Source organism: Luteimonas saliphila, from assembly GCF_016774335.1.
Lineage (GTDB): Bacteria > Pseudomonadota > Gammaproteobacteria > Xanthomonadales > Xanthomonadaceae > Luteimonas > Luteimonas saliphila.
The window spans coordinates 12,685-38,709 of sequence record NZ_JAETWA010000039.1; the positions used below are offsets into that span (position 1 = coordinate 12,685).

The window sequence follows — 26,025 nt, forward strand, 5'->3', positions numbered from 1 at the left end:
AGAACACGTCATGAAGTCCAGCCTGCGTTCCGCCGTGTGCCTGCTGCTAGTCCTGTCCGGAACCTCGGATGCACCGGCACAGGAGTCCGTGGTGCGGAGCGACGCCCCCCGCGAGCTGCGCGCACAGGACGGGCTTTCTTCCAGCATGGTCCAGCGGATGCGCGGCTCCACCCTTCCGCTGGAGGAGGTCACCCGGGTTCGCGACAGCGAGTTGCGGGAAGCCATCGACCGCGCGGCAAGCGAGCGCGAGCCGGTCACCCGCGTTCCTGCCGCCACGGAGGTGCAGCCGGCACCCGCGCCAGCGTCCGCCGAGCCTCCGGCCGCGGCCGCGGCCGCGACCGCGACCACACCTATGCTCGATCTGGCCGTGCTGCGGCAACAGGCGGGCGTGGGAACCGTGGAGCTGTACCAGACTGGCCGCAAGCTGGATATCGAAGGCACCGCAGCGATTCCCCTGGAACAGGGCCAGATCGTCGCGGTGCGCGATCCCTCCGCGCAACCGGTGACAGTGAAGGACAGCAACGGCACCCAGTCGGCCTCGCCCACCCGGCTGATTGCGCTCGATGCGCTGGGCAAGCTGCGCCAGCTGGCGCTGGTGCATCGCGTCCAGGGCCTGACTTGGAACCGCGACATAAGCCGCTTCACCGGCGTCCTGCTGGTGGGCCTGATTGATCGCGAACGCCCCGGCGAACAGGCCCGATTGCCGGAAGCCATCGCCGTGCAACTGCTCGCCGCCGGCGCCCTGCTCAATCCGCAGGAACTGGCCATCGATCGGATAGGGGGTCGGCTGGAGCGGATCGATGTCTCCATCGCCGATCCCGACGATCCTTTCACGGTGCAACTGGTCTCCCCGGTCGATCAGGACGTGCCGCAAGCCATCGTGCCCCTGCACCGCATTCCCCTGGTCATCATGGCGCCCGCGCAGATCGACGCCTTCGGCATCGGGGTCAGCGACATCACCGTGCGGGGTCGCAGCGGTCGCCTGCATCCGGGCGATGTCGTGACCCTGGATCTGGACAACGGTGCGCTGGATGCCACCTCGCTGACGGTGGGCCCCACCGGTGTGGCGACCACCCGCCTGCGCTCCACCGGCCTGGGCCAGGGCGAGTTGAAGGTGGTCGGTGGCCCCTATGCCGCCGCACCGGTCGAGGTGCGCTACGCAACGCCCCTGCTGTTCCTGATGGCGACCATCATCGGCGCCATGCTGGGCGCCACCATTTTCGTCTATGCCCGCAACCGTGGCGGCAAGCTGCGTCCACGCCTGCTGTTCGACTGGCTGATCGCCATCATCGTCGGCGTCGGCATCACCGCCATGGTCTACGCCGGCATGAAACTCCCCGACTGGCTGCCCACGCCCCGCAACCTGGTCGGCACCCTGGTGCCGTTCGCGATGGCCTTCGTGGCCGCGGCGATGGGGGCGGCGCTGATTACCTTCCTGACCGGGTTCAAGGCGCGGACCTAGCCGGTACTGGCGCGTCTACTAGCCAACCTAGTGATATCGTCACGCCATCTTGGGATGAGGAGATATGGGGCATTTGGACTGGCCAGCCTTCAGTAAACATGGAAAACCGCTTGTGGCCGGAAGCGGCCCTTCCCTCCCCTACCCCCGATAAACACCACAAATCCCCTGCCCCTCCCAGCGTTCGCCCTCGGCTAAGAGCGGACATTCCTGGCTTCCACATCGTTCTGGGCTTGCCTCGGAAGCTGGCGCCGATACCCAACTTGCTCAGGTTCAAACCTAGACCGTCGCCTAGGTTGCTGCGTCGGTAGAACCGAAAGCCCATGGCACTCCCCCAAGAAGCGCCCCTTTCCGAAGGTATTACTCCGTCCAAACGGCAATCTGCCGAGGGCGCCAATTGGAGCGTTCGATCACAGAAGGCACGAGCCTGGGCGGGCACAGTCTCAGTGCCAGCAGCGCACGGACACGACGCGACCACCTCAAGCTCCTCCCCAGTTCGTGCGTGCGCCCCGCATGGGGCGCGGCTGGCGTGGACGGGAGAAATGCCCGCTGGCATACCCTGCTCCACACAACTACGAATTCAGCAAGCCGACCGCACCGCGCGTACTTCCCATCGCACCGCTAGCCACCGCGATCTGGATGAGGCAATTCGCCTGGCTGCGACGGATCAACGGGGGCGTCTGCTCTGCAGGCCGCGATTGACGTGTCGACACCGTCCCGGGTGGGCTCCACGGCGCCGCGACGCACGACGCCCATCGAATGCCTGCCTGAGTCGGGAATTCTGCGTTGATCGCTGGGTCCGGAGGTCCGACTCAGACGGGAGTCGGCTTGGCTGCCTCAAGGTCACGAGTCCTTAGCAAACGCTTGGCTTGGATCAGCCCGATCACTAAAAAGATGGCTAGCACCACGCCCACAAGCACGAAAAGCAGTGGATCCTCTGGACCTGAAATGATGGGCTTGGATGGCGGCAGCCGAACCAATGTCTCATTGAAGCCTGGGATGAAGTGGAAAAAGACCGTCGCCGTGTAGGCCAACGCTGCAAAACATCGCCTGAGGCCGCGGTCCGCAGCGCCACGGTCCGCGACCCATGCCGCCAGCAGAACACCAAGCGTCAGTATGCCCAGCGCGTGGGCCTGGCTGAAGCCCCCGTGGCGCACGATGAAGAAGCCAGTGACACATGCGGCAACGGTTCCCCAGACGTAGAGCTTGCCATTGCGATTTCGATAGCTCAGTTCGCCATAGCGCCACAGGCCATAGAGCCCGGCACCAAGCGAAACGCAACTGATCAACGTATGAAGCAGGCCGAACGGCGTGATCCCAAACATGTCCTTTCCTCGATCAGAGCTCCCCAGCGGCAGCGTCAGGGGAGGAGAAACCACGCTGCCGCCGCGAGCAAGAAGTCGACCAGTGACTGTCTACCGGCGCGATCAATGGGGCACCTGCTAGCGGTTCGGCTTTCCGGGCAAGCTGAGATCGCCCGATGCAAGCTTGTAGACGTCGACAACGCACAGTAGCGGGGCGTGCACGCTCGCATTGACCCGCAGTCCTGCCGTAACGCCATCGAAGCTACTGCCTACAACAACTCCGATATCATCGAACGGCACCCTGACCTCGACCGTCTCCGCATCGAGCGTGGGGCTCCAACCGGGGCTATCCAGCAGGATCGGGAATCCCGGCCAGGTCTTGGGAAGCCTCGGCTTCGCTCCTTCGGGGATATCCACAACAGCAAGTGCGTCAGGCCCACATGCCTCGTTCGGCTGGAGAACGACCCAGTGGCTGTGCCACAGGTCGCCGTCGTTGTCGAGCTTTCCGTCGCCATTCTCATCGTAGAGGGGCGTGTCGTCGAAATCCGGATGCGCGGTTACTGCCATCGCAAGGAATCCCGCACCTCTTTCAAATCCGACCTCGTACGGATCGATTGTCGTCGGCCATACATAGGAGAACACGTCGCTGCCCGCAAGTTTTCCCGTGGCCGCAGGCCTTGTCTTCCCCGCTTTTCCGGATACTGCCATGTGGAAGATCGCGACGTTCCCAACGGTCGAAATCTTGGTATGCACGATATCGAAGTCAGCCGCTACAGCCGTGTCTGGTGCCGGATGGAGCCCGCCACTGTGCTCGTTTCCATCATGGGCGATGGCCGTATCGACAAGTAGGAGGAGAAGCAGCGCCGACACTGTTCGAATCGCCCGCATGGTCTTTGCTCCAGAGAAGCGGATGGTGCGATCAGCTCAGGCCGCCGCATACCTGGAATGCTGATGCCGCGCCCTCAACTTTGCGTCCCCCCTTTGGGTGATCATTCGCTCCTCTCGACAAGCTAGATTGACGTACCTTACCCACGGTCTGAGCCGGTGAGGTGCACTCTGCGGTGCGCCTCCGCTGCAAGCTCAATGGATTGTCTAGTGATCAAACTTGTTGAGGAACATGAAGCGCGCCATCGTCATTCAGCACGTTAGCTTCGAAGGCCTCGGCCACATTGGGCCAATGCTGGAGGAGCGCGGCTACCAGATCACAACCCACGTCCCTCCCAGCGCGCGCCTCTCGAGCATCGCTCCCGAAAGCATCGACCTGCTGATCCTGCTGGGCGGACCAATGAGCGCGAACGACGGCGGGACCCTCGATTTCATCGCGGATGAGATCAGGCTTGCAGCAGTCGCCTTGCGGCAAGGGATCCCATCGCTGGGAATCTGCCTGGGCGCGCAAGTCATCGCCAAGGCGGCCGGCGGCAGCATCCGATCGATGGAGGTGCCTGAGATTGAGATCGCGCCCGTCACGCTTACTCCAGCCGCGCGGAATTCTCCGCTGCGGCACCTGGACGGTTCCCAGCCCGTTCTCCATTGGCATGGCGAATCAATTGATCTTCCCGCGCATGCAACTCGCCTTGCCGAGACCAGCAAATGCGAGGTGCAGGCTTTTTCCATCGGGCTGCGGACGCTTGGCCTGCAGTTCCATATCGAGGCCGACCTGAGGGACCTCACGTCTTGGACAACGGGACACGCCAGTGATGTAAGGCAGGCGGGAGTGGATCCCAGCGCTCTTGTCGAGCTGGGAGCGCTGAACTCGGATGCCGTCCGCGACGTCTGCCGCCGCGTGATCGGGGAGTGGCTCGATTCGATCCAAAATTCGCTCTGACCGGTCGGTGCCCGCTTCTCTCCTCCGAGATGCCAACGCGCGCCCGCGGATCTATACTCCGGGCCGAGTTGGTCCATGGCCGGTCTCCCCCATTTGGGGGACGCGGACCAGGTTCAGGTTGCCGACAGTGACAGAGTACGCACCCCACATTGGCGTTTCCTCGATCTCCCCCTCGCTCCCGTCAATCATCTGCCCTTGGAATGAGCATCCGGATCCTCACCGTGGATGACCATCCGATGCTTCGCGAAGGCGTGGCAGCGATGCTGAACGCTGAGACGGGAATGGAAGTGGTAGGAGAAGCGGGAGATGCCGAACAGGGCATTACCGAGTTCCGGCGACTTCGGCCTGATGTAACCCTGATGGATCTCCAGATGCGGGGCATGGGGGGTCTGAACGGGATCAGGACGATTCGCGGGGAATGCGCTTCTGCGAAGATCATTGCGCTCACGACTTATCGCGGGGACGTCAATGTCCGTGAGGTGCTGGGCGCAGGCGCCCGTGGATATCTGCTGAAAACGGCGTTGCGCGCAGAGCTCATGGACTGCATCCGCCGCGTCCATGCAGGTGGGCGGTATGTGTCGAGCGAGCTGTGCGCGGAGATCGCAGCGCATGCGGGCGACGAGCCGCTGACTGCACGCGAGTATCGGATCCTGGAGCTTGTCGCCGAAGGAATGGAGAACAAGCGAATAAGTAGCTCGCTTGGCATATCCGTGGAAACGGTCAAGTCACACGTGACCCGGATCTTCGAGAAGCTGCAGACCCACAATCGGACCGAAGCCATCCGCATTGCCCTTCGCCGTGGCCTCCTTCGCGAGCCCATCGACTGATTTGCGGCAACCACCGCTTCCCCCAAACGGGGGGCAGCTCCGCCCGCCTCTTGCGCCTGCGCCTCGACGAGCCTGCCGGATAGGTTGTTCGTGCAGCACTTGTTGCCGGCTGCCGATCTCTGACGGACGCGCCGGCACCACCTCCTGATTCTGTGCGCTTCCCATGGGGGCACGACATGCTTCGGATGTTTCTCTCTATCGTTTGTACCACGAGTATGGCGCTCGCTTCGGTAGCGTCTGCTGCGGCGGCTGAGCCGCCAGCAACGGCCGCGACGGCGTCCACCCAGTACGTCGTCGTCGGGAAAGATCGCATCGCCTATCGGCGCTTGGGCAACGGCCCGACGATCCTCGCGGCAAACCGCCTGCGTGGGACATTGGACACGTGGGATCCCCTGTTCCTGGACGAACTAGCAAAGCGCTACACCGTCATCACCTTCGACTTCCCCGGGATTGGCTACTCGGAAGGCTCGCTGCCTGATGACATGACGGATGTATCCGCCTTCGTTGAAGGCCTTTCCGATGCTCTCGGAATCGATCGCTTCATCGCGCTCGGCTGGTCTTGGGGAGGCCTTGCGACGCAGGCTTACATTCTCGATCATCCTCGGCGCGTGACACACGCGATCCTGGTTGCGACGAACCCTCCAGGCCAGAACGCAATCCCTCTTCAGCCCGCCTTTCTCGAGCGAGCGCTCAAGCCTGTCAACGACCTTGACGATGAAGAGGTCTTGTTCTTCGTGCCCAATTCGGAGGCCAGCGTTGCGGCAGCGAAATCCTCTCACGAGCGGATCTATGCACGTCCTGGTGTGACCGAGCGCATCCCGTCGACGCCAGAGCAGTTCGCGCCGTACTTCACCGCTGGAAAGCGATTCCATGACGACCCGATGAATCGCCGGCACCGCCTCGCGGAATCCACATTGCCAATCCTCGTGATATGCGGAGATCACGACACGAGCACGGCAGGGCAGAACTGGTTCCCGCTTATAGGCAAGATGCGCAACGCCCAGTTCGTCTACTTTTCAGAAACCGGACATGCCCCCCAGCATCAGCACCCCGTGCGTGTTGCAGAGCTTATTCATGACTTCCTTGCGTCAACTCCGCCGCCGAGTGGAGGCTGACGTGTCATATCCGTCTGACTACCAATCGGCAGGTTCCGTGGAAGTCCAGGCCTTCAATGGGCAGCGTCGATCGCTTCTACTCGGTGGCCTGGGCTTGGCCTCCGGCGCCCTCTTGCCACTTGGAGCCTGCTCGAACGCGGATAGACATTCACCCCCAGCCGCGCCCCCTACACCCCAGACAGAGGTTCACAGAATGAGCAACACATTCACTACCAGCGACGGCACGCAGATCTACTACAAGGACTGGGGATCGGGTCCTGTCGTTTCCTTCAGCCATGGGTGGCCGCTGTCATCCGACGCATGGGAAGCCCAGATGTTCCACCTGGCCTCCAATGGATTTCGCTGCATCGCCCACGACCGGCGCGGCCATGGTCGCTCAAGCCAGCCGTGGAACGGCAACGAGATGGACACCTACGCCGACGATCTCGCCCAGCTCTTCGAACATCTCGGCGTGAAGGACGTGATGATGGTCGGCCACTCGACCGGTGGCGGCGAGGTAGCCCGATACATCGGGCGGCATGGCTCGAGTCGGGTTGCAAAGGCCGTACTTGTCGGCGCCGTCCCGCCAATCATGGTTCGGACCGCCGAGAATCCCGGCGGCTTGCCCATGGAAGTCTTCGATGGCTTCCGGAAGGCATACCTCCAGGACCGGGCCCAGTTCTTCCTTGACGTTGCGAGCGGACCCTTCTATGGATTCAATCGGCCGGGAGCCAAGGTGTCCCAGGGCCTCATTCAATCCTGGTGGACGCAGGGCATGATGTCCGGCCACAAGAATGCCTACGATTGCATCAAGGCCTTCTCGGAGACCGATTTCACCGAGGACCTGAAACGGTTCGACGTGCCAACGCTCATCGTACATGGCGATGACGACCAGATCGTCCCGATCGACGCGTCAGCGAGGTTGTCAGCCACGCTCGTTCCAGACGCCGAACTCAAGATCTACCCCGGCGGCACCCACTCGCTAGGCGATACCAGCAAGGATCAGCTCAACGCGGATCTTCTCGCCTTCGCGCGTTCGTGAGGCTCTGACGCGAACTCACGTGCGTATCCGTTCCGGGAGCACACGAAACGATGCCGGCGGCCAGCGCTGGCATCAGCACGCGGCCGCCCTTCGGCGGCCGCCGCCCATCGCATTGATTGGACCAACAGGCAGTCTTCTCCACCAACCGCATCGCGGACCCGAATGAGCCACAAGCCGATCATGTCGGCATCTGTATCACTGACGAGGGCGCCACGCATTCCAGCCCCGAAGCAATGCTCTCCCAGCCGAGGTTCGGGCGGCATAAGCCCGGCGCGCTGGGACGACGACGCGCAGTAGCGTCCCATTCCCCCGCTCGGAGCGGACTTCGAGCGTCCCGCCGATCCGATCGACCCGCTCACGCATGCCCGACATGCCCCAGTGCCCGACCCGGTAACCGCGGGCAAGAATTTCGTCATCGATGCCCACGCCATCATCTGCCACCAGTAACCGCAAGTCCTTTCTCCCATACTCGACGGTGACCCGTATGGTCCGAGCTTCGGAATGACGGTCCGCATTCAGCAATGCTTCTCGCCCGACGTGGAAGAGCTCGTCTCGAACCAGCGGTAGCAACTTCCGGGGTCGTCCCGCGTAGCTCACCTCCAGATTCGCGCTGCTGATGCAGGACTCCGATCCCGCCGCCGCGAGCGCCTTCGAGATCTCCGACGAGTCACGTGACACGGCCCTGAGGCCTTGAACCCGATCGCGTCCCTGGACGAGCACTGACTCCATCCGGTCCGTCATTTCCTTGATGCGTTGCCGGATTGAGGATAGAGACTGGTCTCCGTGCGCTAGCGCATGAAGCCCCAGGATTAGTCCCTGCATGCTCTGGAGGAGGGTGTCATGCAACTCCCTTGCAATCCGCTCACGCTCGAAGTGGCGTTCCTCCAGCCGAGTCTTCATCCTGATTGCTAGCTGCCGCATGTGTAGAACGTACGCAATACAAAAGCCAATTGCGATCATCGCGACGCATGCGAGCAGGAACCACCCGCTTTCGAAGAATGTGGGTCGTATTCGAAATGTAACGGTGGCACCTTGGTCATTCCAGAGGCCGTCGTTGTTCGACGCGATCACGCGAAACGTGTATTCGCCTGGCCCCAGGTTCGTGTAGAACGCCTCGCGCCTGGAACCCGCGTGACGCCAATCCTCGTCTATGCCGTCGATCCTGTAGCGAAACTGCACCCGTTCCGGCGCACTGAGGCTGGTGGCAGTGTAAGCAATCTGAATGTTCCTCTCGCCAGATGGAAACGCTCCGCCGTCATCTCCCTCGAATACAATCCTGCTCGAAGAAACAGAGCGAATGAGGACGTTCGGGAGTTGCTGGTTCGTCCGTATGCGCTCAGGGTCGACCATGGCCAAGCCGCTGTTGGTGCCAAACCAGAGCAGACCATCAGCATTCACGGCGCTGGGGATGGCCTTTGCCTGGAGCGCGACGCCCGGAAGTCCGTCGATCTGATCAAACAGTACATACCGCGGATCCTGATCGAGGTGTGTCACCGCAACCGCGAGATCGTCGGCGTGCATCCGTACGACTCCGCGACTGCCATTCATCCATAGAACGCGATCGTCACCTTCCAGAATTCCCGTCACGCCCGACAGAGCGGTATCCCCGATGCGTGATCGAAATCGGACCCCATCGAAACGTGCAACTCCAAGCTCCCCCGCAACCACGGTCTCGCGTTTGCCGGCGTGCAACGCTGTCACGGGCCCAACCTTCAGATCAGGACCGGACGGATAAGTGTGGATGCGATCTTCGTCCACAACCGCGACCCGACCATCCCTGAAGCCGAGCCAGACGCGACCATCATGGCCGGCGGCCATGACAACCGGGGACGGTTGCGAAACATCCGCACGACGACCCCATTGCCCCTTCTCCCATATGTAGACACCCTTGTTCCTGACAGAGAGCCAGATCCGGCGCTTATGGTCGACCAGCATTGCGTCAACGTTCGTGTTGTTTCCTTCGCCGGGATAGGGATGACGACGCCGCACGCCCTGCTCGACTCGCCACAGCCCGTGCCACTCTCCAAGCCACCACGCATCAATCTTGGTGCGTCGTACCTCTTCTTCCACCGATCCACCGTCGAGCAGCCGTTGCATGGACGCCCGGTCCAGCCTGACCATCACGCCTGAAGAGGAGACTGCGACTGCCGACCCATCCTCCGCGCGCATCACCTGGTCGTAGCCGCGAGCTTCCGCAAGGCCCACTGGCAGTGGAACCACATTTCGATATCGAAAGCGGTTCAAGCCCAGGATCGTTCCGGACCACACGTTGCCCTCGCGATCCTCGAACACCGGCACCGCCACGTCGGACGTGAGTCCTTCTGCCTCCCCGAACGTCTGGAGGCTCGTGCGCCTTGCCACCCCACCCATTCTGTTACCGCCGCCGGGCAATACCGTTCTGAACAGGCCTCGGCCTCGTCGAGAGCCCCAAAGCGTACCGTCACCAAGGAACAGAAGACGCGCGGCCTCCACGTCCTTCAGCTCGGGGAAGTCCTTGCTGCCATCGCGATACCGACCGTTGACATCCCGATAGATCGGGCGAGTCCCCCCCCTTGCGTCCGACACCCACATGGTGCCGTCTGGAGACACGGCAAGAATCGCTTGTGGATCGACCCGAATTCCGGTGTCTTCGAAGCGTGTACCCCCTCGTGCACGGACAACGATGGAGTCACCGCTCGCGACCCAGATGGCTCCACGGTGGTCGGCTTCGATCCAGTACGCCGACCCATGCGGATACCCTGCAGACGGGCCGACTCTGTGCCAGCGATCGTCCGCAAATCGGAGAAGGGAATTGCCGATGACCGCCCAGAGCTCGCCCCCCGGACCCTGGAAAATTCGATAGACCAGACCGGATCGGAGATCCTGATCAACCCGGTAGTGGGTTGCCCGGCCGTCACGGATACGGGTCAGGCCGCCGTGGTAGTAGCCAACCCAGAGTTCGCCGGAAGGCAACGACGTGACTGCGGTGACATTGGCTGAGGGAAGCGCGCCCCCGGCGCTGGGCTCGAAGCGCTCGAAACGCACGCCGTCGAACCGATGAAGTCCGAACCCCGTCCCGAGCCATAGATAGCCGTCGGCGGATTGTGCGATCGCCCAGATGTCAGCCGGGGCACCGTCCTGCAGCGTCCATGCGAAGTGGCCATAGCCGGACAGGCCCGGCGCCGGTTCCGCCAGTGCGCCTCCAACAAAGAGACCGGCGAGCAGGCACGCGACTCGTGCGATCCGGGACCACGTCCGACGGCCAAGTTGTTCACTTGAATTCCGACGCACTTCAGGACCCCACCCTTTCAGCTCGTCCAAAGGCACCCCGCCTCACCCCCCAATTGTGGGGCAGGCGCGCCACCCCCAATAGCCTTCCGTACGTCCCAGAGACGATCCAAGCTCGACTTCGCGTCCCACCACATCGGAGCCAGGCAGAAGGTCCCGCAGGATCTGCCGACCGAAAAGTTTCAACGTCAAATGGACAAGGCACCGGCCCTCGATGGTCTCCTGCGGGACAGGGGACTCGCCGTTCGTGATCCGTCCTTACCCCGTTCAGGTGCCCCGGCACCTCAAATACACCCATCTCGAGGATGTGCGCATGACACAGCTTGCCCAAGTCGCTGCGGCCAGCCGGCTACTGGCCCCGCACGATCACACCCTGATCCTGATCGACCACCAGTCGCAAATGGCGTTTCCGCTGCGATCGATCGACGTCGGCGCGCTGCGCAACAACGTTGGATTGCTGGCCAAGACGGCGGTCGGCTTCTCCGTCTCCACCATCGTCACGACCGTAGCGGCGAAGAGCTTCTCCGGCCCGTTATTCCCCGAGATCACCGCCGAACTGGAGGACAGGGAAGCGATCGACCGGACCACGATGAATGCCTGGGAGGACGCAAACGTCATCGCGAGAGTCAACGAGATCGGCAAGCGACGCCTCGTGATCGCGGGGCTGTGGACCAGCGTGTGCATTGTCGGACCGGTTCTCTCGGCCCTGGAACAGGGTTTGGAAACCTATGTCATCGCGGACGCGTGCGGCGATGTTTCCATCGAGGCTCATGAATGCGCGATGCAACGCATGATCCAGGCCGGGGCCCAACCGATGACCAGCCTGCAATACCTGCTGGAACTCCAGCGTGACTGGGCACGTGGCGAGACCTACGCACTCACGACCGGTATCGCGCGGGACAAGGCGGGAGGCTATGGCATCGGAATCCAGTACGCCAAGGCAATGTTCGGCGCGCAGGAAGGCGGTCATTGAAGTAGCCCCACCAACGACTCTTTGGGCTCCGGTCCGCGACATGTCAACACGCATCACCCACGAAACCACCGTCCGTCCAGGGAGGGAATTGCTCCTGGATACGGCTCTGGTGACCCTACGGATTGCGGCCGGCGGCTTCCTCTTACCCCATGGCCTCGCGAAGCTGTTCGGCTGGTTCGACGGCCCGGGCCTTTCCGGGTTCGCGGCCGAGTTGCAGGGCTTCGCCCTCCCCTCGTTCGCACCGTTCCCCGGCATTCTCGCCTTCCTGCAGACACTTCTGGGCCTGTCTGTCCTGCTCGGCGCATGGACCCGACTCAGCGCAACGCTGGCGATGGTATTCATCGGCGTCACCGTGATTCTCAACATTTCGAATGGCTGGTTCTGGAACCACCACGGCGCCGAGTATCCGGTGTTCTGGTCCCTGGTCCTGTTCTCGCTGCTACTGATGGGCGGTGGGCACTACAGCCTGGACACGCTCATCCGTCGCTACCACCTGCCCGGCTACGAGGACGAATGTTGTGACTCCTGAGTCCATCGACCCGGGTCGTCGCCGGCTCGTCGGCGGGGGCGCTGCGTCTTTCATCGCCACGCTTCTGCCGACTCGTGCGGCTACAACCGGTCCGGAACTACCCAGAATGGCAGACCTGATTGTTCACAATGCCAGGATCACCACACTGGATGCTCAATTGCCATCGGCTCGGGCAATTGCAGTGTCTGCCGGCAAGGTCCTTGCTGTAGGTCCCGACGCGGATGTGATGGCCTACGCCGACGACCGCACCCTGGTCATCGACGCGCACGCGCGCCGCCTCATCCCTGGCTTGAATGACAGCCATACCCACCTGATCCGGGGCGGCTTGAACTACAACATGGAGCTGCGTTGGGACGGAATCGATTCACTGTCCGATGCCCTGGCCCTCCTCAAGGCCCAGGTCGCCAGGACGCCGCCACCGCAGTGGGTACGCGTGATCGGTGGTTTCAGCCAGTACCAGTTTGCCGAGAAGCGGCTGCCAACCCTGCAGGAGCTCAACGCGAGCGCGCCGGATACGCCGGTGTTCATCCTGCATCTGTACGACCGCGCCCTGCTCAATCGCGCCGCCCTGCGCGCCGTCGGCTACACCCGTGACACACCCGACCCACCAGGTGGCCGAATCGAGCGTGACAAAGCGGGTAACCCGACAGGGCTGCTGCTGGCAAGGCCAAACGCGTTGATCCTCTATGCCACCCTGTCAAAGGGCCCACGGCTGCCACCCGACTATCAGCTCAATTCCACGCGCCACTACATGCGGGAACTCAACCGCCTCGGCATTACCTCGGTGATCGATGCCGGCGGCGGGTTCCAGAACTGGCCGGATGACTATGCCGTCATCCGCAAACTGCACGCAGACGGCGAACTCACTGTCCGCATCGCCTACAACCTGTTCACCCAGAACAATGGCGGTGAGCGCGCGGATTTCGAACGCTGGTCGGAAATGCTGCAGCCCCGCGCCGGGGACGACTGGTTCCGCCACAACGGTGCCGGGGAGATGCTGGTGTTCTCGGCCGCCGACTTCGAGCTGTTCAATGAAGCACGGCCCGAACTGCCGGCGCGCCTGGAGCCGGAACTGGAAGACGTGGTGCGACTGCTGGTCACAAAGCGATGGCCCTTCCGCATCCATGCGACGTACGATGAAAGCATCTCGCGCATCCTCGATGTCTACGAGAAGGTCGATCGCGAGATCCCTTTCGACGGACTGCACTGGACCATCGATCACGCCGAGACAATCTCTCCACGCAATATCGAGCGCGTGGTTGCGATGGGCGGCGGCATCGCCGTGCAGCACCGCATGGCATTCCAGGGAGAGGCCTTCGTAGAGCGTTATGGGGCCGAGGCCGCAATGCACACGCCGCCGATCCGGCGCATGCTCGATGCGGGGGCCCCCGTGGGCGCTGGCACGGACGCGACTCGCGTAGCCAGCTACAACCCCTGGACCGCACTGCACTGGCTGGTGAGCGGACGAACCGTCGGCGGGCTGGCACTGTATCGCGACGCAAACCGGCTCGGACGCGAGGAGGCGTTACGCCTCTGGACCCAGGGCAGCGCTTGGTTCTCGAGCGAACAGGCGGTGAAGGGCACGTTGGGCGTGGGCCAGTACGCGGACTTCGCGCTGCTGTCAGCCGACTACCTGTCCGTGCCGGAGGCCGCCATCCCCGACATCGAAAGCGTACTGACCGTGGTCGGAGGCCGCATCGTACACGGCGGGAAAGACTACGCGAGCCTAGCTCCGGATCTACCCCCGCCTATGCCCGATTGGTCCCCACTCAACCTGCACCGTGAACCACTACCAGGTCCGCCAGTCGTCGTCGCGTCCGCGCCACACTTGCCTGGCGGACATTGCCGGACGCATGGACACGGACACGGCGCTCGACACGCTGCCCCGCCCGGTGACGTGCAGGGATTCTGGGGCGCCCTGGGCTGTTCCTGCTTCGCGTTCTAGGGCGCGACGATCCGTGGCGACTCCGCCTGCTTCCGACGACCCCGGCGATACCGGCCCATGGGCACCACTGAGGCAGCCCACGTTCCGGGCGCTTTGGCTGGCGATCCTGTGGGGGAACGTCGGCACGTGGATCCACGATGTGGCTGCGGCGTGGCGTATGGCGGAGACCACCGGATCCCCACTGATGGTCGCCGCTGTGCAAGCGGCCACCACCCTGCCGGTGGTGCTTTTCGCCCTGGTGGCGGGCACCCTCGCCGACAGTATCGACCGGCGTCGTTACTTGATCCTGGCGCAGTGGTGGATGCTGATGGTGGCCACGGTGCTCGCCCTGCTCGCCCAGGCCGACTTGCTCGGCCCATGGACGCTGTTGGCGCTGACCTTTGCGCTCGGCACGGGCGCGGCGATGGCGATGCCCGCACAGGCGGCGATCATGCCCGAGCTTGTTTCGCGTCCGCAGTTGCCGTCCGCGATCGCGCTGAACTCCGCGGGCATGAACGTGGCGCGATCCATTGGCCCGGCGCTCGGCGGCGTCGTCGTGGCCCAGACGGGGGTCGCGACCGCCTTCGCGATCAACGCGTTGTCGTTTCTCGGCGTGGCGATCGTACTGTGGCGATGGAAGCGCACGTCCGTCCCGTCGCTGCTACCGCCCGAAGCATTCATTGGAGGCCTGCGTTCCGGGGTGCGTTTTGCCCTGCAGGCATCGGCGTTCCAGTCGGTTCTGTGGAAGGCGATCGCGTTCTTTGTGTTCGCAAGCGCCACGCCGGCCCTGCTGCCATCGCTCGTGCGCAGCAGGCTCGACGGCGGGGCGGGCGTGTTCGGCTTGCTTCTCGGTTGCATCGGCCTCGGGGCGATCTGCGGCACCCTGATACTGCCTGGGCTGCGGCGTCGATTCGACCGGGACCTGCTGGTGTTCGCGGCCACGCTGCTCTGTGCTGCGGCGACGCTGTCCGTGGCGAATTCGCGCTCCGTCCTGGTCCTCGGTGTGGTGTTATTCGGCTTCGGTGCGGGCTGGATCGGAGTGCTCTCGTCGTTGCAGGTGGCGGCCCAACTGTCGGTCGCAGCCTGGGTGCGGGCCAGGGCCCTCTCCCTGTATATCGTGGTGTTCGCGCTCGGCATGGCGACCGGCAGCCTGGTCTGGGGGGCGTTGGCGCAGCGCCTCGGCATCGGCCAGGCGCTGGGCCTCGCGGCCTGCGGCGCCGTCCTCGCTGCGTGGTGGTCACGGCGCTTCCTGATCGGGCAGGCGGAGTCGCTGGACTTCACGCCATCCGCACACTGGCCGGATCCGCTACCGGTTGATCCGGTCGCCCATGATCGTGGTCCGGTGCTGGTGACGGTCGAGTACCGGATCGGCCGCGAGGACCAGCCGCGCTTCCTCGAGCTGATGAGCGACCTGCGCCGCAGCCGGCGACGCGACGGCGCCCTGTACTGGCACCTGGCCGAAGACACCGAGCAACCGGGCGTGTGGCTGGAAGTTTTCGTTCTCGAATCGTGGCTGCATCACCTGCGCCAGCACGCTCGCACCACGCGCGACGACGAGCGCCTGCAGCAGCAGGTGCGCGAACTGAACCGGAATCCGGCGCCGCCAAGGGTGCGCCACTTCATCGGCGACCGGAACAGCGCCGGCCCCATGTCCCACAGACACGACGAGACTGCACCCACGTGAATTCCAAACTCGCTATCGGCATCGCCTTGGGCTTCGCCATCGGCTTCGGCTGCCGCTGGTCGGGCATCCCGGTGCCGGCGCCACCCGCACTGGTCGGCGCGTTGCTGGTGGTGATGATGAGTCTGGGATACGGGCTCGCCGATCGTCATCTCGCGCGCCGGGCCGCCCGGCACAGCCACGACTGCGGCGGCCCCGATGGTGCGACACGCGGGGAGAAAACACCATGATGCTCGCATTGGCTGGACTCGGGCTTGCGCTCGTCATCGGCATCGCCTGTCGCATCATCGATATCCCCCTGCCCGCCCCGCCCCGCCTTCAGGGTGCACTGCTGGTGCTGGCGATGACCACCGGCTTTCTGGTGGCGGATGCACTTCTCGCATGACCCGGCACGGAGTACCGCCTCAGCCGACCTCTCCGAGGCCGATGAGCTTCTCCGCCACGTCCGCACGCCGCAGTCGTTCACGCCACCAGTCCAGTGCAGCGCCGGATTCGTCTGAACGCCACGCGACATGGAATGCTTCCGGCGCGCGCGGCTCGACAACCCGCTTCTCGACCAGCAGCCCAGCCTCGATGGCCGGACGCGCAAGGGCCTCCGGCAGGAAGCCGAAACCGAGACCCGCGAGCTGGAAGCGGTACTTGCTGGCGATGTCCGGTACGGTCAACGCGTCCTGGCCGAACAGGAGACCGACCGTCCGCGGGATGAGCCGCCGCGCGGAATCGGCCACGGCGACGGCCCGATGCGGCTGGAGATCAGCCTTGCCGAGCGGATGGTCAACCCCCGCCAGCGGGTGGGACGGGGCCACCACGAAGACGAATTCGAACCGGCCAATCGGTTCGGAGACATACCCCCCACCGGACGGCCCTTCGCCGACGGCGACCACGATGTCGACCCGTTCGTCCAGGAGCGCTTCCCAGGTCCCGGACAACGCTTCCCGCAGAATCCTCAGGCGGGTGCCCTGGGCAACGCCATAGAACGCTTCCACGTGCTCCCGCAACGCGAAGGCGTGGAAGACCGAGTCGAGGCCGATGGCGAACTCCGTCTCCCAGCCGGACGCCACCCGCCGTACGCGCTGCTCGAGATCCTGGGCTGCCTTGAGCAGGTGCCTCCCCTCACGCAGCAGTTCCCGCCCGGCGTCGGTCATGGCGACCCGTGGCCCAAGTCGCTCGAACAACTGCACGCCCAGCCCTTCCTCCAGCGTGGACACGGTGTAGGAAATCGTGGAGGGCACACGGAACAGTTCCTTGGCTGCTCCGGAGAAAGACCCGCGCCGGTCGATGGCGTCCAGCACCTGCAGCGCGTCAAGGCTGATTCTGAGCATTCGATTATCTCGATGATAGGAGCGCAAAACACTCGCTTTTCAAGCCATGCGGACCCGCACAGAATACGCGGCAACCGGCACAACGAGGCAATTCAAGCAGATTCCTGCCCGTCTGCCCACTGTCGACCCCATCGAACAAGGAGAAACATCATGCTCCAGATTCGCAAGAGCGCGGACCGCGGCCCAGCCGAACTGGGTTGGCTTTCCTCCCGCCACAGCTTTTCGTTCGGCCACTACCACGATCCGGCCCACATGGGCTTCGGCCCGCTGCGTGTGATCAACGAGGACAAGGTGCAGCCCGGCATGGGCTTCGGCACCCATGGGCACCAGGACATGGAAATCATCTCCTACGTGCTCGATGGCGCGCTCGAGCACAAGGACAGCCTGGGAACCGGCTCGGTGATCCGCTACGGCGATGTTCAACGCATGAGCGCAGGGACGGGAGTCCAGCACAGCGAGTTCAACCATTCCCGCACAGAGGAAGTGCACTTCCTGCAGATCTGGATCATTCCGGAACGCAGTGGAATCGCGCCCAGCTACGAAGAGAAGCATTTCGATCCGGCGTCCAAGCGCGGACAACTCCGGCTCATCGCCTCACGCGACGGGCGGGATGGCTCGGTAGTCGTGCATCAGGATGTCAGGGTCTTCGCCTCGGTCCTCGATGTCGGGGACCGCGCCGAGCATGCACTCGGGCCAGCCAGGCTTGGATATCTGCACGTGGCACGGGGATCGTTGATCGCAAACGGTACGCCGCTCGAGGCCGGCGATGCGCTGAAGTTCACCAATGAAGCTGCGGTAGTTCTCGAAGGCGGCACGAACGCTGAAGTGTTGCTGTTCGACCTGCCCGGCTGACTCATTGACACATCTCCAGCGGGTCGGAGTCCGACCCACCATGTTTCCAACCCCACTTACAAGGAGCTCTCACATGAACACCTTTGACCAATCACTCACCTTCGTTTCCCGCCGCATCGCCCCAGCATTGATCGGCCTGCTGTTCCTAATCGCCGGCTATAACAAGATCACGGGCTTCGACTACGTTTCCGGCTGGATGTCGAGCATGGGCCTGCCCGTCGCCTCGGCCCTTCTGATCGCGACTATCATCCTGGAGATCGGAGCCGGCGTCATGCTCGTCATCGGGTTCAAGACGCGATGGGCCGCGCTTGCCCTTGCGGCGTTCCTTGTCCCCACTACAGTCATATTCCATGCGTTCTGGTCCGCAGAAGCAGCCCAGTACCAAGAGCAACTCACAGCCTTCCTCAAGAACGGCGCAATACTGGGAGGCGTCCTGATGGTTGCGGCGCAGGCGTATCAAAAGCAACCGGCGAACTTGGTGAAGCCCGGTATTAGCAGGGAGACCCAAGCAGGGCGCGGAGATGTGGCCGCCTGATCTCAAGGATCTGCCAACGGCTTGAAGCGCGCCCAACCTGCCCGACACATCGTTGTCGCGCCCTGCGCTCACCCTCCCCCATGAGGGGGAGGGTCTGCCCCATCCGCTTGGCGATGACAGGCGCGTTACCTCGGCTGATGCTCGATGCGGCGACCGCTTGGTGCCTGGCAGGGTCTTGGAACACGCACCCACTCCAGCCCCGCACGGCCAGGCGTAGGCCCCTGCGGCAAGCGACCGGCATCGGCTCATTCTCTTTCGCGTTCGGAGGTCCCATGCGAAGAATTGTCGGCATGACCCTTGCTGCAATGCTGGCCACAACAGGAGGGGCTGTGGCGCGGGATGGGGACGGGCACATGCGTATGCAGACGCGACTCTTTGCCACCCTGCCTGCCGATTTTCGACATCCTGAAAGTCTGGCGACCCATCCACAGACAGGCGCGGTGTACGTCGGCTCGTTCGACAGCCGTGAGCCGGCAAGCGAGCGCAACAACCAGATCCTGCGCCTTTCTGCCGACGGTCAGGCGTTAGCTCGTGCAAGGCTGGGACCCACCCCGGTCACCGGCTTGGCGTTCGCTGATGGCGCCATCTACTTCTTGAACTTCGGCGCATCGAAACTGCAGCGACTGCCCGCCGATTTCGAAGACATGGCGGTACCCGAGGATGTCGCCAGCTTCGGCCCACTGTCGCCCCCGGCACCCGGCGAGCGCCTGGTGTCGAACCCGGACGGCAGTCAAGACCGCATCGCGTACGGGGCAGCGGGCTTCCCGGCCATCAATGGCCTCGCCTTCGACAAGGCGGGCCATGCTTATGTCTCAGATTCCTTTCAGGGCGCCATCTACCGCGTAGAGCGCGCTACGAACTGCGTTCCATGCCGGGTGGAGGTTCTGACGCGGGATCCGTTGCTCGTCACGACGGGGTCGTTGCCCTTTGGAGCCAACGGCATAGCCATCGATGATGACGAGGGCATTCTCTACGTGAACAACGCTGGGGATGGACGTGTGCTGCGCATGCCATTGCGCGGAGGCCCGCTGGAAGTTCTTGCCGAAAGCGTCCACGGCGCCGACGGATTGCTACTTCACGAACAACTGCTCTGGGTGGCCTCAAATCAGGCTGATGCCGTGGTGGGGCTGGACAAACAGGGCAAGGAACGAGTCCGCGCGGGCCATTTCGGCGGCATTGGCCCTGATGGCGCGCCTATTGGCCTCCTCTTTCCCGCAGCCACCGCTGTCCAAGGTGACCGCATGCTGGTGGCGAACCTCGCACTTCCATTGACTACACGGGACGGGGACGAGTGGGAGGAAGAGGTAACCCGCTGGAACCTGATGCAGTTCGACATTCCTGGCGGAACTTCCCCCTCGCCATAGTCGCTTCCGAAGTACGCTTTTGTTCTGATTTGCGCACGCGCATCTCGTTTTTCTTCAGCGGGCCACGCGCGCTCTCCGCGGAGCATTGCCTTGTACCGCAGATTCAGCAGCGACGCGTTCCCGAGATCCATGACCGGGTCCTGCCAGCTTGGAACCCTGATCCGGCCACGTCCGTCGTTAGCCCGCATCATCGATACCCGATTGCACCATGCGGACCCTGCAGGGATGCGAGGGCTGCTGGTGCCTGTCGATCGAGGTCCGCCAATTGTTGCCGGGCCAGCATCGCCGCCTGGCCTCGCTTGGCCTCGCCAAGTCTGGCAGGCCAGTCAGGCCAAGTGCCGGCACTCGTCAAAGACTTGCAGAGCCACCAAGTGTAGTGTTGACCAAGTCTCACAGCCTGACCGGCGGGTGGCGTCGTCCGTACAGTCCTTGAACACCGGATTCCGGCCCGGCGGACGCGGGATGGCGCTCCACCCACCCCTGCCCGCTCGTCCACCCGCGCGACTTCGGTCCCCCGTCGCAGAGGGCGTCCTGAGGGCCACGCCCTAACGGGCGTGTAATCGGGAACCATCCAAGTACCATGCGGCGGAGCTTACGGGTCGCGCTCTTACAGCTCGAGACGGCAGCCCAGTGGCCGCCCCTCCGGGTTGCAGCCGCGTCGCGCTCGCTCCCCGGCAAGGCGCTGGCGAGGTCGGCTGGCCAGCCGTGCCGGCCGGTCCCTAGTCGCACCCTCGATAACGCTCCCTAATCCACCCCGCGCGCCTCGTGCTGGCCATGCTCCAAGCAAGACACTCGGCCACACCACGCATTTCTGCAGCTCGGCCAAGGTTCGAAGGCCAGCTAGGGGTTCTTGGCCGGACCAGCAGCGTTAGGGGCGTGGCGAAAGGCGAACAGAACGAACTCGCCAGCGCTAGCTCTCGCTCAGGATCATTCCGTTGTCTTGTGCCCAGGCGAAGATCTTCAGCCCGCTTTTGACGTGCTTGGCGATCTCGTGCTTGACGGCATCGACGCACGGCAATGGTTGGGTTTCGATCTGTTTGGCGCCTTCGAGGTACACCACCCCTATTCATCGGCCGCCACTGGCCGGCTGCAGATGGAGCTCTCCCGGAGAGTCGAACACGGCGTCGTTTAGAGACTCAATGCTCATGTCCTGCCCCGTCTTTGGCTTTGGGGTTCCTGGTCAAAGCCCCAGCTTGAAAACCGGAGCTAACATCTGCGACAGGGTGTCGATTTGCTCGCCGGTAAGTGAAGCACGCACTTGCTTTGCAATTCGGTCCCGTTGCCGCTTCGGTGACTCGACTGGCTCGCTCGCGCCTTCTCTCTCTCTGACTGGCCGACTTGGGCGCGCTCTGCAGACATCGCTGCAGCAGCCACTTCGTTCAGCAGGAAAAGAATCACCTCCTCCTCAGCTCCGGATTCGGCAAGGACGCGCTCGCGAATGTAGTCGGCCAGTGATTGGCCGCCGATACCCGCGAGCCGGACAAGCTTGCGCTTCTCCTCGCGGGTGAAAGTGACCGCGACCGTTTCGTTCTGGGCGTCAGCCATACGTAACGTCCATCCACTACGTAGCTGGCCACCGCGAACAAGGCGACTGAATCGTCACTTCCCGGGTTCCGTAGCCTGTTCTGCCAGTTTCACCAGGTCACGCTTCTGCGTCTTGCTCAGACTGTTCCAGCGCATCAGCAGCTTGGCCAGCATCTCGTCTTCGGTATACAAGAACGCAGCGGGGACATTCAAGGCTTCTTTACGGGCCTCGGCCAGTCTCCTGACAAAGATCGGACGCGATTTCTCGGACACTGGGCCTACAGTTGGAACCGTAGGATGGCGCAAGCGTCAGCTCGCGTGGGAACTGATGCGTGCGCGGCCTGCCGATTTGTCTCCGGGCTGGAACAGGTTGTCCTCCCACGTTCAAGACATGATTTTGCGCCGATAACACTTTTTTAACTATCCGCGGGTGGGCAGGCCCTTGGCTTGCTCCGTAACCATGGCGCGGGGTTCAGCCATGCTCCTTAACCGCGGCGCGTTCCGGCACTTCGAAGCGCATGGGAGGGGAGGGCCCGGGAAACATCTTCTATTGTTTCAGTACGTTAGACGGGCCGATCTCTTGGCGCCTGGTTAAGGGGTCACCGACACAAGTTGGCTTGATCGATCAGCTCACGCAGCGATCTCTCGGCAGCGGACGATTGGTGGGAGGCCGCGTCTTCGACCTGCATCCGACCCAGCACCACCAGCTTCTCGGAGGATCCTCGGCAGGCGCTTCGTCCCCGCCCTTCCCCGCCATCGCCTCGATGGCCTGCTGCGCCGGAACGGACACGAGCCGCGGACGATCCAGCGCCATGCCCGGGCGACAGACGCCGTCGAGCTGGGGATCGCGCACTCCATGCGAACCGCTTTCGAGAGCACATCCATACAAATCGCCACACGAAACCGCAATCGCTTCGCGCCTCGGCTGGTAGACACTCGATGCCAAGGCTGTGACTGGCATGTTCGCCCCCAACCAATGACCATGATCAGTCCCGCCGCATGATCGCCAGGACCGGCCTCGCCGCTCGCTGCACCCACAGCACGGTGTTCCCGTTGCAGAAGAACCCATGAAGTGTCGAATCCATGCGGGCATGGACGCGGGGAGCCGGCATTCACCGGAGATCCCGGATGAGCGAGACCACCACCGCCTCCGAGCCTGCGTCGAAGAAACGCACGGAGTGGAATGCGGTCGCCGCCGTGATCGCGGCGTTGATCGGCCTGCTCGCGCTTGGCGTGTCGGGCTACACGGCGCTGCTGCAGCGCGAGCAGGTGCGCGCCGAGGTCTGGCCGTACCTGCAGCCCGCGATCACGATCGACCAGGGCAGCCTGGCGATCAGCATCGAAAACAAGGGCGTCGGCCCGGCCTTGGTGGGCGGCCTGCGTGTCTACGTCGACGGACAACCGCAGCGCAATTGGCCGCGCGTATTCGATGCGCTGGGCCTGTCCGACCTGAGGGATACGCGAGCATCCACCGTCAACGGTATCGTCATCGCCCCGGGTGAGAAGATCCAGCAGATCGGGTTCGATGATGCGGCGGATTTCCAGCGCCTGCTCGTTCAGTATCCGCGCATGGCGCTGGCGCTGTGCTACTGCTCCACGCTGGGGGATTGCTGGCTCCTGGACGAGCGCGAGCGCCGGCCGGAGCATCGCCGCACGCAGGTCGACGCCTGTCCGGCACGGGGCCCGCACGACTTCATCGACAACGAGCTGGTACCGCCGACGACGGCGGGAGACGGATGAGACCGCACGGCCGATCGCCCGGACGCGCACGCGGGCGTGGCGCGGTCGATTTCCGCTCGCGTCCATCGTGTCAGGGAAGCTTCAGGTCCTTGATCTGCCGGCGGGAGGTGATGGCCAGCTTGTGGAAGATGCTGCGCAGGTGGGCTTCGATCGTGCGGGGGCTCAGGACCAGCTGGGCGCCGACTTCCCGGTTCGTCGCCCCCGTGGCGACCAACCGTGCGATGTGCAGTTCCTGGTCGGTGAGTGCATCGGTCGGCTGGGCAGTCCGTTTGCGCGGTTTCTCGCCAGTGGCCCGCAGCTCGCGGGCGGCACGTTCGGCAAACGCCTCCACCCCCATGGCTGAGAGCAGCTCGTGTGCCGTCCCGAGCTGCTCACGCGCATCCCGGCGGCGGCCTTCGCGGCGCAGCCACTCCCCATAGACGAGGTGGGCGCGCGCGAGGTGGGTGGCCATCCGGCAGTTTCCGAGACGCTCGATCGCCTCGCGGTAGTGCTCCTCGGCGCCCGGCCCGGTGCTGGTCAGCGCCCTCGAGCGCGCCGCCATCCCGAGCGCCCACGGGGTGCCGCTGGCGTTGGCTCGCGAGGTCAACCGGTCCAGCGCGGCAGCGGCACGCTTCGGTTGGCCTGCGCGGACGGCCGCCTCGATCAGCTCGGGCAGCGCAATGTTGCTGTGCGCCAGCTCGTCGGACTCGGACAGCGGGGCAACGGCAACCAGGGCGCTGCCATAGTTGCCCAGCCCGTTGTGCAGGCAGGCGAGCGAAGTTTCGGCGCTGCTGACCGTGAGGCCCTCCCCCCGCGCCTTTGCCTCCGCGATTCTTGTCGCGAAGAGCTCTGACGTCCCCTGCTCCCGGCCACGCCAGGCAGCCAGCACGAGCCTCGAGTTGGGGAGCGGTGGAGCACCTGTTGCCCGCGTGATCGCATCCTCTTCCGCGAACAGCTCCGAGGCCCGGGTGAGCTCGCCGGTGATCACCAGCACCAGGGCCAGGGCATTGAGTGCGGCGGGAAGCGTAGCCAGCGCGCCGGCTTCGCGGGCGACCCGGACCGCGCGGCTGGCCAGCACGTACATCGACTCGTCGTCCCACAGCATGGTCCCGACATGGCAGGCAAGCCACAGCCAGCATCCATTGTCGTCGTGCGCACCGGAGGCGTCATCGCGCAACGAAGCGAGAGCGCGTTGCAGTTGGGGCACGCTCGCTTGGTACCCTTGCGTGAATCTCGTGACCAGTCCGTCCAGCAGGAGATCGACCGGTCGCGGCGGCGTGGGCGGTGGAGGCGCGTTCCGGGCCGCCTCGGCCACCTCCGGCAACCCGCGGCCGGGTGCCAGGCGACCGGCGTGGAATGACGCCTCCAGCGCGTGCAGGTAGGTCTCGCGCGAGAGCGCGCCATCCAGCGGAGCGAGCGTCCTCGCGGCACCAATGAGCATTCCCGGCGCCTCGCGCCCGCGCGTCAGGTGGAAAGCGATCTGGGCACGCAGCAACTCGAGGCGGGCGCATTGCAGCGCATCCAGCGGCCCTGCCTCCGCGACCGCGAGCAACGCCATGGCGGCTTCGGGCGCACCGGCGTCGTGCCTGGCGTGCGCGGCTTCGAGTGCGCGGGTCGCACGGCGGGCAGGGTCAGGCGTCAGCATGGCCGCCTGCTCCATGAACGCGGCCGCCGCCGCCAATCCACCGCGGGCACGTGCACGTCCGGCCGTGTGCTCCAGCTCCGTGGCGGCTTCCTCGTCGGTGCCCAGCACCGCCTGCGCCCGGTGCCAGGCACGACGGTCGGGATCGAACTGGGGGTCGGTGACGGCGGCCAGCACCCTGTGCGCACGGCGCTGGTCGGGTGGTGTCGCGGCCGCATAGACCGCCGATCGTACGAGTGGATGACGGAACCGCACCCGGGTGTCGATCTCGACCAACCCGGCGGTCTTCGCGGGCACCATCATTTCACGGGCAATGCCCAGGTGCGCGGCGGCCTGCCAGAACAGAGCCACGTCACCGGTCGGGTCGGCCGCGGCGACCAGGAGCAGCAATTGCGTGTCGGCAGGCAGGCTGCCAGAGCGCTGCTGGAAGCTGTCCTGGATACGACGCGGCACGCTCAGAACGCTGGGCAACTCGAACCCGCCGGCCAGCAGTGATGGCAGTGCGCCCTTCGGCAGTTCCAGCAGCGCCAGGGGGTTGCCACGCGCCTCGGCGACGATCCGGTCGCGCACCGCGTTGTCGAGCGGTGCGCCGACGGCAGCGGCCAGCAGCGCCCGTGCATCCTTCTGTCCGAGCCCGTCCAGCCGCAGTTCGGGCAAGTCGACGAAGGCGCTGACATCGCGATCGGTCGGGTCGCGCAGCGCGAACACCAACGCGATCCGATCGGCCACCAGTCGCCGCGCCACGAACGCAAGGACCTGCGCGGACGCCTGATCCAACCATTGTGCATCCTCGACAAGGCACAGCAGCGGGCCGTCCTCGGCCACCTCGGCCAACAGGTTGAGGGTCGCCAACCCGACCAGGAACCGGTCCGGCGCAGCGCCGTCGCGCATGCCGAACGCCACGCCCAAGGCACTCTGCTGCGGGTCGGGCAGCGCGCCGGCCCTGTCCAGCAGCGGCGCGCACAACTGGTGGAGGCCCGCGAACGCGAACTGGGTCTCGGACTCCACTCCGGCCGCGTACTCCGCCCGAAACCCCGATGTCGTCGCGGTGGCGCGGGCGTACTCGAGCAGCGCAGTCTTCCCGATGCCTGCTTCCCCGCGCACCACGAGCACACCGCCCTGCCCGTCCTGCGCCCGGGCCA

At 64.4% G+C, this 26,025-nt stretch carries 23 protein-coding genes; 15 read left to right on the top strand and 8 right to left on the bottom strand.

What is annotated here, in order from left to right; all coding sequences use genetic code 11:
- The first annotated feature begins 10 nt into the window (after positions 1-10).
- A complete protein-coding gene (locus JMO03_RS11425) occupies positions 11-1,462 on the top strand; it encodes a hypothetical protein (protein ID WP_202843428.1) in 1,452 nt (483 codons plus the stop codon).
- An 809-nt stretch (positions 1,463-2,271) separates the two neighbouring features.
- Here the strand turns inward: JMO03_RS11425 and JMO03_RS11430 are convergent.
- Both JMO03_RS11430 and JMO03_RS11435 read right to left on the bottom strand, forming a co-directional pair.
- A complete protein-coding gene (locus JMO03_RS11430; protein ID WP_202843430.1) occupies positions 2,272-2,784 on the bottom strand; it encodes a DUF2306 domain-containing protein in 513 nt (170 codons plus the stop codon).
- 117 nt (positions 2,785-2,901) lie between these two features.
- Entirely contained in the window at positions 2,902-3,651 is a 750-nt protein-coding gene (locus tag JMO03_RS11435) for a hypothetical protein (RefSeq protein ID WP_202843433.1), read from the bottom strand.
- Positions 3,652-3,880: 229 nt separating this feature from the next.
- On the opposite strand from JMO03_RS11435, the gene JMO03_RS11440 reads away from it, so the two are divergent.
- The 4 genes from JMO03_RS11440 (at position 3,881) to JMO03_RS11455 (ending at position 7,551) form a co-directional block, all read left to right on the top strand.
- Entirely contained in the window at positions 3,881-4,588 is a 708-nt protein-coding gene (locus JMO03_RS11440) for a glutamine amidotransferase-related protein (protein WP_202843435.1), read from the top strand.
- 200 nt (positions 4,589-4,788) lie between these two features.
- Positions 4,789-5,415 carry a response regulator gene (locus JMO03_RS11445; protein WP_202843437.1) on the top strand — a complete coding sequence of 209 codons (627 nt, stop codon included), beginning with the start codon at positions 4,789-4,791 and terminating at the stop codon, positions 5,413-5,415.
- A gap of 215 nt (positions 5,416-5,630) precedes the next feature.
- Positions 5,631-6,530 carry an alpha/beta fold hydrolase gene (locus JMO03_RS11450; RefSeq protein WP_202843439.1) on the top strand — a complete coding sequence of 300 codons (900 nt, stop codon included), beginning with the start codon at positions 5,631-5,633 and terminating at the stop codon, positions 6,528-6,530.
- Between the two features lie 193 nt (positions 6,531-6,723).
- Positions 6,724-7,551 (top strand): alpha/beta fold hydrolase, encoded by an 828-nt coding sequence (locus tag JMO03_RS11455; RefSeq protein WP_238346102.1) that lies wholly within the window; start codon positions 6,724-6,726, stop codon positions 7,549-7,551.
- A 195-nt stretch (positions 7,552-7,746) separates the two neighbouring features.
- On the opposite strand, the gene JMO03_RS11460 is transcribed toward JMO03_RS11455, so the two are convergent.
- The gene (locus JMO03_RS11460; RefSeq protein WP_202843441.1) at positions 7,747-10,851 is read right to left on the bottom strand and encodes a sensor histidine kinase; all 3,105 of its coding nucleotides are present in this window, start codon (positions 10,849-10,851) and stop codon (positions 7,747-7,749) included.
- Between the two features lie 280 nt (positions 10,852-11,131).
- Between JMO03_RS11460 and JMO03_RS11465 the strand changes: the two genes are divergently transcribed.
- The 6 genes from JMO03_RS11465 (at position 11,132) to JMO03_RS11490 (ending at position 16,310) form a co-directional block, all read left to right on the top strand.
- Positions 11,132-11,791 carry a hydrolase gene (locus tag JMO03_RS11465; RefSeq protein WP_202843443.1) on the top strand — a complete coding sequence of 220 codons (660 nt, stop codon included), beginning with the start codon at positions 11,132-11,134 and terminating at the stop codon, positions 11,789-11,791.
- Between the two features lie 40 nt (positions 11,792-11,831).
- On the top strand, positions 11,832-12,320 hold the full coding sequence (locus JMO03_RS11470) for a DoxX family protein (protein ID WP_202843445.1): 489 nt from the start codon (positions 11,832-11,834) through the stop codon (positions 12,318-12,320).
- A gap of 106 nt (positions 12,321-12,426) precedes the next feature.
- Complete coding sequence (locus JMO03_RS11475; RefSeq protein WP_202843447.1) at positions 12,427-14,265, top strand: amidohydrolase; 1,839 nt, start codon at positions 12,427-12,429, stop codon at positions 14,263-14,265.
- Positions 14,174-15,928: an MFS transporter gene (locus JMO03_RS11480; RefSeq protein WP_202843449.1), complete on the top strand. Its 1,755-nt coding sequence runs from the start codon at positions 14,174-14,176 to the stop codon at positions 15,926-15,928. Before JMO03_RS11475 ends, JMO03_RS11480 begins: the two co-directional genes overlap by 92 nt.
- Positions 15,925-16,155, top strand: a complete 231-nt coding sequence (locus tag JMO03_RS11485; protein WP_202843450.1) for a XapX domain-containing protein — start codon at positions 15,925-15,927, stop codon at positions 16,153-16,155. The genes JMO03_RS11480 and JMO03_RS11485 overlap by 4 nt, the downstream gene beginning before the upstream one ends.
- The gene (locus JMO03_RS11490) at positions 16,152-16,310 is read left to right on the top strand and encodes a XapX domain-containing protein (RefSeq protein ID WP_202843452.1); all 159 of its coding nucleotides are present in this window, start codon (positions 16,152-16,154) and stop codon (positions 16,308-16,310) included. The genes JMO03_RS11485 and JMO03_RS11490 overlap by 4 nt, the downstream gene beginning before the upstream one ends.
- Positions 16,311-16,329: 19 nt before the next feature.
- Here JMO03_RS11490 and JMO03_RS11495 read toward each other — a convergent pair whose 3' ends face one another.
- Positions 16,330-17,247 carry a LysR substrate-binding domain-containing protein gene (locus tag JMO03_RS11495; RefSeq protein ID WP_202843454.1) on the bottom strand — a complete coding sequence of 306 codons (918 nt, stop codon included), beginning with the start codon at positions 17,245-17,247 and terminating at the stop codon, positions 16,330-16,332.
- Between the two features lie 150 nt (positions 17,248-17,397).
- On the opposite strand from JMO03_RS11495, the gene JMO03_RS11500 reads away from it, so the two are divergent.
- From JMO03_RS11500 to JMO03_RS11510, 3 genes are all read left to right on the top strand, one after another.
- Entirely contained in the window at positions 17,398-18,099 is a 702-nt protein-coding gene (locus JMO03_RS11500) for a pirin family protein (RefSeq protein ID WP_202843455.1), read from the top strand.
- Between the two features lie 73 nt (positions 18,100-18,172).
- Positions 18,173-18,634, top strand: coding sequence for a DoxX family protein (locus tag JMO03_RS11505; RefSeq protein WP_202843456.1), 462 nt, complete (start codon positions 18,173-18,175; stop codon positions 18,632-18,634).
- 290 nt (positions 18,635-18,924) lie between these two features.
- Positions 18,925-19,998 (top strand): SMP-30/gluconolactonase/LRE family protein, encoded by a 1,074-nt coding sequence (locus JMO03_RS11510; RefSeq protein ID WP_202843457.1) that lies wholly within the window; start codon positions 18,925-18,927, stop codon positions 19,996-19,998.
- Between the two features lie 910 nt (positions 19,999-20,908).
- Here JMO03_RS11510 and JMO03_RS11515 read toward each other — a convergent pair.
- From JMO03_RS11515 to JMO03_RS11525, 3 genes are all read right to left on the bottom strand, one after another.
- The gene (locus JMO03_RS11515; RefSeq protein ID WP_238346103.1) at positions 20,909-21,058 is read right to left on the bottom strand and encodes a hypothetical protein; all 150 of its coding nucleotides are present in this window, start codon (positions 21,056-21,058) and stop codon (positions 20,909-20,911) included.
- 146 nt (positions 21,059-21,204) lie between these two features.
- Complete coding sequence (locus JMO03_RS11520) at positions 21,205-21,543, bottom strand: hypothetical protein (protein WP_202843459.1); 339 nt, start codon at positions 21,541-21,543, stop codon at positions 21,205-21,207.
- Between the two features lie 54 nt (positions 21,544-21,597).
- Positions 21,598-21,795, bottom strand: a complete 198-nt coding sequence (locus tag JMO03_RS11525; RefSeq protein ID WP_202843460.1) for a hypothetical protein — start codon at positions 21,793-21,795, stop codon at positions 21,598-21,600.
- Positions 21,796-22,650: 855 nt separating this feature from the next.
- Between JMO03_RS11525 and JMO03_RS11530 the strand changes: the two genes are divergently transcribed.
- Positions 22,651-23,262, top strand: coding sequence for a hypothetical protein (locus tag JMO03_RS11530; protein WP_202843461.1), 612 nt, complete (start codon positions 22,651-22,653; stop codon positions 23,260-23,262).
- A gap of 70 nt (positions 23,263-23,332) precedes the next feature.
- Here the strand turns inward: JMO03_RS11530 and JMO03_RS11535 are convergent.
- Positions 23,333-26,025 (bottom strand): AAA family ATPase (locus JMO03_RS11535; RefSeq protein WP_202843463.1); only part of this gene is annotated, 2,693 nt, incomplete at its 5' end.

Excerpts from the sequence above, each read along its gene's own strand:
- JMO03_RS11455 (WP_238346102.1), top strand. The coding sequence starts at position 6,724 with ATGAGCAACACATTCACTACCAGCGACGGCACGCAGATCTACTACAAG.
- JMO03_RS11450 (WP_202843439.1), top strand. The coding sequence starts at position 5,631 with ATGGCGCTCGCTTCGGTAGCGTCTGCTGCGGCGGCTGAGCCGCCAGCA.
- JMO03_RS11470 (WP_202843445.1), top strand. The coding sequence starts at position 11,832 with ATGTCAACACGCATCACCCACGAAACCACCGTCCGTCCAGGGAGGGAA.
- JMO03_RS11440 (WP_202843435.1), top strand. The coding sequence starts at position 3,881 with ATGAAGCGCGCCATCGTCATTCAGCACGTTAGCTTCGAAGGCCTCGGC.
- JMO03_RS11425 (WP_202843428.1), top strand. The coding sequence starts at position 11 with ATGAAGTCCAGCCTGCGTTCCGCCGTGTGCCTGCTGCTAGTCCTGTCC.
- JMO03_RS11480 (WP_202843449.1), top strand. The coding sequence starts at position 14,174 with ATGGACACGGACACGGCGCTCGACACGCTGCCCCGCCCGGTGACGTGC.
- JMO03_RS11495 (WP_202843454.1), bottom strand. The coding sequence starts at position 17,247 with ATGCTCAGAATCAGCCTTGACGCGCTGCAGGTGCTGGACGCCATCGAC.
- JMO03_RS11465 (WP_202843443.1), top strand. The coding sequence starts at position 11,132 with ATGACACAGCTTGCCCAAGTCGCTGCGGCCAGCCGGCTACTGGCCCCG.
- JMO03_RS11430 (WP_202843430.1), bottom strand. The coding sequence starts at position 2,784 with ATGTTTGGGATCACGCCGTTCGGCCTGCTTCATACGTTGATCAGTTGC.
- JMO03_RS11445 (WP_202843437.1), top strand. The coding sequence starts at position 4,789 with ATGAGCATCCGGATCCTCACCGTGGATGACCATCCGATGCTTCGCGAA.
- JMO03_RS11520 (WP_202843459.1), bottom strand. The coding sequence starts at position 21,543 with ATGGCTGACGCCCAGAACGAAACGGTCGCGGTCACTTTCACCCGCGAG.
- JMO03_RS11435 (WP_202843433.1), bottom strand. The coding sequence starts at position 3,651 with ATGCGGGCGATTCGAACAGTGTCGGCGCTGCTTCTCCTCCTACTTGTC.
- JMO03_RS11500 (WP_202843455.1), top strand. The coding sequence starts at position 17,398 with ATGCTCCAGATTCGCAAGAGCGCGGACCGCGGCCCAGCCGAACTGGGT.
- JMO03_RS11510 (WP_202843457.1), top strand. The coding sequence starts at position 18,925 with ATGACCCTTGCTGCAATGCTGGCCACAACAGGAGGGGCTGTGGCGCGG.
- JMO03_RS11530 (WP_202843461.1), top strand. The coding sequence starts at position 22,651 with ATGAGCGAGACCACCACCGCCTCCGAGCCTGCGTCGAAGAAACGCACG.
- JMO03_RS11505 (WP_202843456.1), top strand. The coding sequence starts at position 18,173 with ATGAACACCTTTGACCAATCACTCACCTTCGTTTCCCGCCGCATCGCC.
- JMO03_RS11490 (WP_202843452.1), top strand. The coding sequence starts at position 16,152 with ATGATGCTCGCATTGGCTGGACTCGGGCTTGCGCTCGTCATCGGCATC.
- JMO03_RS11475 (WP_202843447.1), top strand. The coding sequence starts at position 12,427 with ATGGCAGACCTGATTGTTCACAATGCCAGGATCACCACACTGGATGCT.